9 protein-coding genes are annotated in these 9,622 nt (G+C 66.0%); all 9 read right to left on the reverse strand.

Translation table 11 applies throughout. The features are described from left to right. Positions 1-85: 85 nt before the first annotated feature. The gene (rseP, locus tag AXW67_RS22915; RefSeq protein WP_027550685.1) at positions 86-1,237 is read right to left on the reverse strand and encodes an RIP metalloprotease RseP; all 1,152 of its coding nucleotides are present in this window, start codon (positions 1,235-1,237) and stop codon (positions 86-88) included. A gap of 43 nt (positions 1,238-1,280) precedes the next feature. Next, positions 1,281-2,504, reverse strand: a complete 1,224-nt coding sequence (gene dxr, locus AXW67_RS22920) for a 1-deoxy-D-xylulose-5-phosphate reductoisomerase (RefSeq protein ID WP_027550684.1) — start codon at positions 2,502-2,504, stop codon at positions 1,281-1,283. 4 nt (positions 2,505-2,508) lie between these two features. Next, on the reverse strand, positions 2,509-3,351 hold the full coding sequence (locus AXW67_RS22925) for a phosphatidate cytidylyltransferase (protein ID WP_145927797.1): 843 nt from the start codon (positions 3,349-3,351) through the stop codon (positions 2,509-2,511). After that, on the reverse strand, positions 3,348-4,106 hold the full coding sequence (locus AXW67_RS22930) for an isoprenyl transferase (protein ID WP_027550682.1): 759 nt from the start codon (positions 4,104-4,106) through the stop codon (positions 3,348-3,350). Before AXW67_RS22930 ends, AXW67_RS22925 begins: the two co-directional genes overlap by 4 nt. 10 nt (positions 4,107-4,116) lie before the next feature. After that, positions 4,117-4,680 (reverse strand): ribosome recycling factor, encoded by a 564-nt coding sequence (frr, locus tag AXW67_RS22935; protein WP_063679666.1) that lies wholly within the window; start codon positions 4,678-4,680, stop codon positions 4,117-4,119. A gap of 65 nt (positions 4,681-4,745) precedes the next feature. Then, positions 4,746-5,462 (reverse strand): UMP kinase, encoded by a 717-nt coding sequence (gene pyrH / locus AXW67_RS22940; RefSeq protein WP_027550680.1) that lies wholly within the window; start codon positions 5,460-5,462, stop codon positions 4,746-4,748. A 60-nt stretch (positions 5,463-5,522) separates the two neighbouring features. Further along, positions 5,523-6,446: a translation elongation factor Ts gene (gene tsf / locus AXW67_RS22945; RefSeq protein WP_063679667.1), complete on the reverse strand. Its 924-nt coding sequence runs from the start codon at positions 6,444-6,446 to the stop codon at positions 5,523-5,525. A gap of 134 nt (positions 6,447-6,580) precedes the next feature. Beyond that, entirely contained in the window at positions 6,581-7,570 is a 990-nt protein-coding gene (locus tag AXW67_RS22950; RefSeq protein ID WP_027550678.1) for a 30S ribosomal protein S2, read from the reverse strand. 209 nt (positions 7,571-7,779) lie between these two features. After that, positions 7,780-9,622 (reverse strand): caspase-like domain-containing protein (locus AXW67_RS22955; RefSeq protein WP_245315684.1); only part of this gene is annotated, 1,843 nt, incomplete at its 5' end.

The following is a 9,622-nucleotide window of genomic DNA, read 5'->3' on the forward strand; positions in this document are numbered from 1 at the left end:
CCGACGTCGCAAACGGCCGCGCGCGCCGCAATTTCAATTTCGTTCCAAGACGTTGCTTAAAAACAACGTCACAAAAAAGCCCGTATCACGATGCCGCCATCCGAAGGATGTCGTTGTAGGTCGCAAACACCATCAACATCAGCACAAGTCCCAGCCCGATTCGGAACCCCATCTCCTGAGTCCGCTCCGAAAGCGGCCGCCCACGCACCACCTCCGCCACATAGAACAAAAGGTGACCACCATCGAGCAGCGGAATCGGGAACAGGTTCAAAAGGCCGATCGAGACCGACAGCACGGCACAGAGGTTGATGACGAATTGGAACCCGGCGCTGGCCGCCTGCCCCGACATCTTCGCGATGCCGATGACACCGCTCACCTCGCCCGGATTGCCGGTCCCCACGAACAGCGAGCCCAGGAACTTGAACGTGCTGGAGATGATGAACCAGACCTGCTCGACGCCGATCTTGAGGGCCTCGACATAGCCGACGGGCGTGGTCGAGACTTCACCGGCCTGCGACTTATGCTCGACGCCGAGCACGCCGATGCGATGCTTGTTGCCGAAGGGATCCTTGCGCTCCTGCAGCGCCGGCGTCGCGTTGAGCGTCACGACGGCGCCGTCCCGCTTGACCTGGAAAGCCAGCGCGGAACCCGCGTTCATCGCAACGATCCGCTGCATGTCGGAAAAGCTCTCGATCGGCTTGCCATCGATCTGGACGACGACGTCGCCGACTTTGAAACCGGCTACCGCGGCGACGCCATCGGCCACGACACCGTCCACACGCGCGATCGTGCTCGGTTTACCGTAGTACAGGGCCATGCCCGCGAAAATCAGGGCGCCGAGGATGAAATTGGCGATCGGCCCGGCTGCAACGATGGCCGCGCGGGGACCAACCTTCTTGTGATGGAAGCTACCGGCGCGCTCTTCGGGGGTCATGGCCTCGAGCGTCGCGGCTGACGGCGTCGAGGCCTCGCTCTCATCGCCGAAGAATTTGACATAGCCGCCGAGCGGGATCGCCGAAATCTTCCAACGGGTGCCGTGGCGGTCGTTGAAGCCGACCAGCTCGGGACCGAAGCCAAGCGAGAAGGTCAGCACGCGAACGCCGGCCCAGCGCGCGACCAGGAAATGGCCGAGCTCATGGAAGAACACGACAATCGTCAGGACGAACAGGAAGGGGACCGCGTAGCCAAGGAGCCCATGGCTCAACGTATTGAAACTATGCAGAAAAAAATCAGACATCGATTCTCTCACCCAGCGCCGTAAGGCCCTGGCCCCAAGCCATCTAGGATGCCTTTAAGGCAATTTGAGGCAATAGGGCGGCGGCTCTATTTCGCGCAACATGGTCAACGGAGATGGCATCGTCGGCGGACGTCAGAGGGGCTTGGTTGCCGCCCCGAATCCAGTCGTCCAGCGTGGCTTCGACCAGCCGCGCAATGGCGCCGAACCTGATCTTTCCGGCGATGAACGCCGCCACCGCGACCTCATTGGCGGCGTTGTAGACCGTGGTCGCCCCCTTCCCTGTCCGAAGCGAATCGTAGGCCAGGCGAAGCCCGGGGAAGCGATCGAAATCCGGAGCCTCGAAGGTGAGCTGGCCGATCTTGGCCAGATCGAGCTTGGCCGCCGGTCCCTTGATCCGGTCGGGCCAGCCGAGGCAGTGGGCGATCGGGGTGCGCATGTCGGGCGCGCCGAGCTGGGCCACGACCGAGCGATCGGAAAACTCGACCATGCCGTGGATGATCGACTGCGGATGAACGAGGACATCGATCTCGTCCGGCGTCAGCGCGAACAGATAGGACGCTTCGATCACCTCGAGCCCCTTGTTCATCATCGAGGCGGAATCGATCGTGATCTTCTGGCCCATGCTCCAGTTCGGGTGCTTCAAGGCCTGTTCGAGCGTCGCCTGCTCGATATCGGCAGGCTTCCAGGTCCGGAACGGGCCGCCCGAGGCCGTGATGATGACGCGCACGAGCTCGTCGCGATTGCCCGAGCCCAGCGCCTGGAACAGCGCGTTGTGCTCGGAATCGGCCGGCAGGATGCAGGCCCCTGCCTTGGCGGCGCGCTGCATGAAGAAATCGCCGGCGCAGACCAGACATTCCTTGTTGGCGAGAGCGACATGCGCGCCGCGATCGACCGCAGCCAGTGCCGGCTTCAGTCCGGCCGCACCGCTCACCGCGGCCATCACCCAATCGGCCGGACGGGCGGCAGCCTCGATCACCGCGCTTTCGCCGGCGCCACATTCGGTGCCGGTCCCGGCCAGTGCGGCCTTGAGCTCGGCAAGCTTGGAGGTGTCGGCAATGGCGACGAAGCGCGCCGAAAACTCCTTGGCGAGCTTTGCCAGCGCCGCGACATTGCCGTTCGCCGTCAGCGCCTCGACGCGATAGCGCTCGGGCGCTGCGCGAATGAGGTCCATCGTGCTGTCACCGATCGAGCCGGTGGCGCCAAGGACGGTCACGCTGCGCGCGGCAGCCGCCGCAGCCTTGTTGTTACGCAAAGGAACTGCGCTCATCTGATCACCAAACCATAAGACCGCTTCCAGCGCTATGCACACCATGGCGTAGGAAGCCGATAATCCATGCCATCAGGATGGCAGCGACAAAGCCGTCCAGACGGTCCATAAGTCCGCCATGGCCGGGAATTAAGTGACTGGAATCCTTGACACCGAAGCGCCGTTTCACCGCGGATTCGAAGAGATCGCCGAGCTGCGAGACCACCGACAGGATGGCGCTGACAAGCAGTAGCGGAACCGCCTTTCCGAGCCCGCCAGCCGCAAAGCCCGCCGCAACCACGAGGCTCGCCGCGAAGCCGCCGAGCGCCCCGGCCCATGTCTTTTTGGGGCTCACGCGCGGCCACAGCTTCGGCCCGCCGATGCCGCGGCCGGCGAAATAGCCTCCGATGTCGGTCGCCCAGACCACGAGCAGCACGAACATCAACGCGGCGAAGCCATCGACGGGATCCTGCCGCGCCAGGATCGAGGCGAGCAGCGCCGCCGCTGCGTAGGCAAAACCGGAAGCGGCCCAGACCCGCTTGCCCCCGGCGAGCAACACAATCACAGCGCCCCCGATGCAGCCGATGATGACGGCAAGCTTGAGCGCGCCAAAGGCGACACAGAAGCCCATGATGGCGAGGACGATCGTCCCAGTCCCGGTCAAAGCGACCGCCGTCGCTCCCACCACCATCAGCCATTCCGCGAACAGTCCGATCGACACCAGGGTGACAAGAAACGCCCACAGCCAGCCGCCGGCATAGGCCAGCGCAATGGCGAGCGGCGCCAGCACGATGGCTGCGGCCACCCGCATCACGAGATTGCTGGAGGCCGGCGCCGAGCCGGCCGGTGCGGCGTCGGGCTCGCTCACGAGGCGGTTTTCGCGACCAGGCCGCCGAAACGGCGCTCGCGCCTGGCAAACTCGGCGATCGCGCTTTCGAGCGCGGCCTTGTCGAAATCGGGCCAGTGGATCGGCACGAATACGAGCTCGCTATAGGCGGCCTGCCACATCAGGAAATTGGACAGGCGCTGCTCGCCGCTGGTGCGGATGATGAGGTCGGGATCGGGAATGTCAGGCGCATCCAGATGGGCGCCCAGCGCCTCGGCATCGATCGAGGCCGGATCGCGCCGGCCGTCCGCAACCTCGCGCGCGAGCTTCTGCGCAGCTTTCGCGATCTCCTGCCGCGAGCCGTAGTTGAAGGCGACGACGAGCGTAAGCCGCGTGTTGTCGCGCGTTAGCTCCTCTGCCTCGTTCAGCAGCGCGCAAATATCGCCTTCCAGCCCTTCCCGCTCGCCGATGATGCGCACCTTGACGCCATCGCGATGCAGGGTCGCAAGATCATTGCGGATGAAGCGCCGCAACAGGCCGAAGAGATCACCGATCTCGCTCGCCGGGCGCGACCAGTTCTCCGAACTGAAGGAGAAGATAGTGAGATAGCGGATGCCGAGCTCGTGCGACGCACGCACGACGCGGCGCAACGCCTCCACCCCACGGCGATGGCCTTCGGCCCGCGGCAGTCCGCGCGCAGCCGCCCAGCGCCCGTTGCCATCCATGATGATGGCGACATGCGCGGGCGCCTCGGACCGGTCGGGTCCTTCCGTGACGGGCGCGGCGGCGTTGGGCATAGAGGCTGCTCTAGACGGTGAGAATTTCTTTTTCCTTGGCCGCCAGCAACTGGTCGATCTCGGTGATCGTGCCGTCGGTCGCCTTCTGCACCTCGTCGGCGTGACGCTTCTGGTCGTCCTCCGACATTTCGTGGTTCTTCTCGAGCTTCTTCAGGACGTCGAGGCCGTCGCGACGGACGTGGCGTGCGGCGACCTTGGCAGCTTCCGCATATTTATGCGCGACCTTCACCAATTCCTTGCGCCGCTCTTCGTTCAACTCGGGGATGCGCAGGCGCAGCACCTGGCCTTCGGTCGCGGGCGACAGGCCGAGATTGGAATCGACGATCGCCTTCTCGACCGGCTTGACCATCGACTTGTCCCAGACCTGCACCGAGATCAGCCGCGGCTCCGGCACGCTGACGGTGGCAAGCTGGTTGAGCGGCATGTGGCTGCCATAGGCTTCGACCTGGACCGGATCGAGCATCGAGGCGGAGGCGCGCCCCGTGCGCAAGCCACCGAGCTCGTGCTTGAGAGACTGGACGGCGCCCTGCATGCGGCGCTTCACTTCGTTGAGGTCGAAATTACCCGTGGCCATCACGCTTCTCCTTCAAAAACCTGGCGCCGCGCCCCGCGCCCTCACCGAGGACGCCCGATGGGCCGTCAGCCAGCGACGATCGTCCCGTGGCCGACGCCGCGCAGAATCGCGCCGATCGAACCGGGCTCCGCGATCGAGAACACGATGATAGGCAGCGACGTCTCGCGGGCAAGCGCGAAGGCGGTCGCATCCATCACCTTGTAGCCGCCCTCGATCGCCTGCGAATGCGTCAGGCGGTCGAATCGCTTGGCGGTTGGATCCTTCTTCGGGTCGGCCGAGTAGACGCCGTCGACATTGGTCGCCTTCAGGACCGCTTCCGCGCCGATCTCGGCGGCACGCAGCACTGCCGTGGTGTCGGTCGTGAAGAACGGATTGCCGGTTCCGCCGCCGAGCAGCACGATTCGACCCTCGGCGAGATATTTGTGCGCCGCAGTGCGGGTGAACAGCTCGGAAATCTCGGGCATGACGAACGCCGACAGTGTGCGCGCCGGCGTGCCCTTGCGCTCGATTGCCGCCTCCAGCGCGAGGCAGTTCATCATGGTGGCAAGCATGCCCATGGTGTCGCCGGTCGGCCGCGACACGCCACGGGAGGACACCTCGACGCCGCGCACGATGTTGCCGCCGCCGATCACGACCGCAACCTCGGTGCCAAGATGGCGTGCAGCGATCAGGTCATCGGCAACCCGGTCGACGGTCGGCTGATCGATGCCAAACCCCTGCTGCCCAGCGAGGTATTCGCCGGACAGCTTGATCACCACGCGACGGTAGACCGGATCAGTCATGAGCACTTTCCTCGTCCGGCCGCCGCTTCCGGCGGCACGCCGGAAGGAACGTTCCGGCGTTTACTTCTTGCCGCTGGCCGCCGCGACTTCAGCCGCGAAGTCGCTTTCCTGCTTCTCGATTCCCTCGCCGAGAGCATAGCGCACAAAGCCCGCGATTTTCACGGGGCCGCCGACCTTGCCCTCGGCTTCCTTCACCGCCTGCGCCACCGACTTGCCGGTGTCGTGGATGAAGGCCTGCTCGAGCAGGCAGACTTCCTTGTAGTAGGTCTTCAGGCCGGACTCGACGATCTTCTCGATCACGTTCTCGGGCTTGCCCTGCTGACGATATTTGTCGGCAAGGACGTCCTTCTCGCGCTTCACAACCGCCGGATCGAGGCCGGACGGCTCGAGCGCGAGCGGATTGGCGGCCGCGACATGCATCGCAATCTGGCGGCCGAGCGCGGCGAGTTCGTCGGCCTTGCCGGGCGATTCCAGCGCCACGATCACGCCCATCTTGCCGGCGCCGTCGATCACCGCGCCATGGACGTAGCTCGACACCACGCCCTGGCTCACTTCGAGCGAGGCGGCGCGGCGCAGCGTCATGTTCTCGCCGATGGTGGCGATCGCATCATTGATTGCAGCCTCGATCGTGACGTCACCGACCTTGGCGGCCTTGATCTTCTCGACGTCCGCACCCGCGTCGAATGCGACCTGGGCGATCATCTTGACGAGGCCCTGGAACTGGCCGTTGCGGGCGACGAAGTCGGTCTCGGAGTTGACCTCGACCACGACGCCCTTGGGGCCCCTGGTGAGCGCGCCGATCAGGCCCTCGGCCGCGACGCGGCCGGACTTCTTGGCGGCCTTGGACAGGCCCTTCTTGCGCAGCCAGTCCTGCGCCGCTTCCATGTCGCCGCTGGTCTCGGTGAGCGCAGCCTTGCAGTCCATCATGCCTGCGCCGGTGGACTCGCGCAGGTCCTTGACCATCGCAGCAGTGATCGTTGCCATCGTTGAAAATCCTTCTTGCCTGCCGGTTTGCCGCGGCGTGGCACTCAAATTGCCCCGCCGCGGTCCATCTCAGGAATTCGCGTCAACTGAAATGGTGGCCGGAACATAACCGGCCAACCCATCGCTCTTTTTGACTATTCCGCTTCCGCGGTCAGCGCCTTGGCCTTGGCCACCCAGGCGTCCGCACGGCTGGGCAGACCGACCTCTTCGCCGATCTTGTGCGCGGTGTCGTGGTCGAGCTCGGCGAGCTGCCAGTAGTGGAAGATGCCGAGGTCGTTGAACTTCTTCTCGATCGCGCCCGACACGCCCGGGAGCTTCTTGAGGTCGTCGGCCGTGCCGCGCGGACCGGCAAGGCCCTGGAAGCCGCCGGTGGACGGCAGGTCCTCGGCGAGCGGCTGGGCCGATGCACCGATGTCGATGCCGGAATCGCCCTGAGCCCGCGAGATGCCGTCGATCGCCGCACGCGCGATGAGATCGCAATAGAGCGAGATCGCACGGCCCGCGTCGTCATTGCCCGGCACCACATAGGTGATGCCCTTCGGATCCGAATTGGTGTCGACGATCGCCGCGACCGGGATGTTGAGCCGCTGGGCTTCCTGGATCGCGATGTCTTCCTTGTTGGTGTCGATCACGAAGATCATGTCGGGCAGGCCGCCCATGTCCTTGATGCCGCCGAGCGAACGGTCGAGCTTGTCGCGCTCGCGCTGCAGCGTCAGGCGCTCCTTCTTGGTGTAGGAGTTGGCTTCGCCGCCGGCCAGCACCTCATCGAGGTGACGCAGACGCTTGATTGAGGCCGAGATCGTCTTCCAGTTGGTCAGCGTGCCGCCGAGCCAGCGCGAATTGACGAAGTACTGCGCGCAGCGCTTGGCAGCATCGGCAACGCCGTCCTGCGCCTGGCGCTTGGTGCCGACGAAAAGGATGCGGCCGCCCTTCGCAACGGTGTCGCTGACGGCCTGGAGGGCCTGGTGCAGCATCGGCACGGTCTGGGCGAGATCGACGATGTGGATGTTGTTGCGGGTCCCGAAAATGAACGGTGCCATTTTCGGATTCCAGCGGTGAGACTGGTGACCAAAGTGCACGCCAGCTTCGAGCAGCTGACGCATGGTGAAATCGGGTAGCGCCATAGTTCTAATTCTCCGGTTGGTTCCTCCGGAAACGTGTGAGCAAAACGGAGCGTTCTCGCCCCGGCTGCCACCGGACGGCCTTGTGAGCCATGTTTCCGTGTGAGATGGCGCGCTGTATAGCGCCATTTCGGCCAGAAGCAAGGAAATAAGGGCCTTTCGGGACGTTTACGGTCCGCGAAAGGCCCCTTCCCCTGATACCACCCTGATCCCTAGCATTTCGGCTGGTTGGGCGGGCATTTCTTGGCCGCCGGCGCCGCAGGACGCGGGGGAGCTGCCGGGCGCGGCGGCGCAGCGGCGACCCGGGGCGGCGGTGGTGGTGCCGGTCGAGCAACCGGCGGTGGCGCTGGCCTTGCGGCTGCAACCGGTGGTGGCGCGGGCCGTGACGGCGGAGGCGATGCCACGCGCGGCGGGGGCGCGGCCGGACGCGGCGGAGGCGGCGGAGGCGGCGGCGTGGGCCTCGCCACAGCCTGGGGTCGCGGCGGCGGGGTCGGCCGCGATGGCGGCGCAACATGGGTGACAGGGGGTGGCGGCGAGGTCGGCTTGGCCTGCGTCGGCGGCGCCGCCAGCTTCTCGCGCAGAGCCGGCTTCTCGACCGGCTGCACATTGGCGTGCGACTGCGCAGGCGGCGATGGCGGGGTCAGCTTGGTCTCCCCGGGCTTTGCCGGCGCATTGGCCGTATTCGCCGTGTTCGCGGGACTGATCGTATTGGCGCGCTCCTGGACGTTCGGACGCGCTCCTCCCGTAGGCGGCGCGTTTGACGGCGTCGTCTGCGGCGTGAGCTTGGCGTTGGCAGGCTCAGAGCTGCTGCCGGGTTTGGCGGTGGCGCCAGAGCCACCAGCGGGGTTCGTCGGGGATGTCGACGAAGACGTCCCCGCGGCCGCCGTTCCTGTCTGCGGCGCGCCCTTGATCGCGGGCGCGGTCTGGCCGGGCACGGGCAAGGAGTGGTTGGACGGCGGACCGGCCTTCGTATCCGCCGTGCTCGGCGCGGTGGCCGTATTCGCCGGATTGGCCTTGCCTCCGGCCGTGGGCGCGGTGGCATTGCCGGTGACCGGCGCGCCGGGAGCTCCCGTCTTCGTCGCGGCATTGCCGGTCGCCGCACCGCCGGTCGCTGGTGCGCCTTGCGTTCCCGTGACCGTTGTGCCCTGAGCTCCCGTCTTCGCCGCGGCGTTGCCGGTCCCGGGCGCGCCCGTTGGAGTTCCCGCTGCAGCGTTGCCGGTCCGCGTCGTGACTTGGCTCCTTGCCTTAAAGGCTGCCGATCCCGCCTTCGTTGTCGGATCAACCGAAACCGTGTTGGGGACCGGCGCCTTGTTGTCCCGGATCAGGGCAGCCTTCTGAATCACGGTCGGCGGCACGGCTGTCGTTGCCCCGAGAGGCTTTCCGGATGCTGCCGCAGTCGCGGTAATCGCCGGATCACCCGCCGCTGTTACCGGCGCCTGCTGATTGATCACCGTGTTGATGACGGTGGTGTTGTGGATGTTGTTGAAGATGATGTTGTTCGGCGGCGGCGCGACATAGACCGGCGGCTGCACGAACACCGGGATCGGCACGAACACCGGCTGCGGCAGCACGAACAGCCCGACCACGGGAAGCGGCGGCGGCAGCACGACGAAATCCGGCGGCGGCGGCGGGCAGAAATAGACCGGCGGCGGCGGTGGCGGCAGGAAGCCAAAATCAGGGTCGCTGAAGTACAGCACGGGACGGTCGACATAGACCACCTCCGCCGGCGGCGGCGGCGGCACGTCATAGTCGATCATCGCAAAGCTCGGCGGCGGCTCGACCGGCGCGGTCAGCATCACCAGACGACGGCGTGCATCGGCCCAGTGCGGCCCGCGCGGATAGCGGCGCAGATACGACCAGTACGCCTCGCGCGAGTCGGTCCGGTAGGTCCGCCGCCAGGTGATCGCTTCGCGGCGTGCCGCCACGATCACCGTCACCCGCTTGGCCATGGGGTCATTGGGATAGGCCGAGAGAAATTCCTCATAGGCCGGCAACGTGTCGCGCTCGAGCGCGGCCGCATAGGCATCCTGCACGCCGAGATCGCGGATCGGCTTG

Source organism: Bradyrhizobium neotropicale (assembly GCF_001641695.1).
Classification (GTDB): Bacteria; Pseudomonadota; Alphaproteobacteria; order Rhizobiales; family Xanthobacteraceae; genus Bradyrhizobium; species Bradyrhizobium neotropicale.

What these genes read in the sequence shown, in the direction of transcription:
- rseP (WP_027550685.1), bottom strand. Translation starts at nt 1,237, where the DNA reads ATGTCTGATTTTTTTCTGCATAGTTTCAATACGTTGAGCCATGGGCTC.
- dxr (WP_027550684.1), bottom strand. Translation starts at nt 2,504, where the DNA reads ATGAGCGCAGTTCCTTTGCGTAACAACAAGGCTGCGGCGGCTGCCGCG.
- AXW67_RS22930 (WP_027550682.1), bottom strand. Translation starts at nt 4,106, where the DNA reads ATGCCCAACGCCGCCGCGCCCGTCACGGAAGGACCCGACCGGTCCGAG.
- frr (WP_063679666.1), bottom strand. Translation starts at nt 4,680, where the DNA reads ATGGCCACGGGTAATTTCGACCTCAACGAAGTGAAGCGCCGCATGCAG.
- pyrH (WP_027550680.1), bottom strand. Translation starts at nt 5,462, where the DNA reads ATGACTGATCCGGTCTACCGTCGCGTGGTGATCAAGCTGTCCGGCGAA.
- tsf (WP_063679667.1), bottom strand. Translation starts at nt 6,446, where the DNA reads ATGGCAACGATCACTGCTGCGATGGTCAAGGACCTGCGCGAGTCCACC.
- AXW67_RS22950 (WP_027550678.1), bottom strand. Translation starts at nt 7,570, where the DNA reads ATGGCGCTACCCGATTTCACCATGCGTCAGCTGCTCGAAGCTGGCGTG.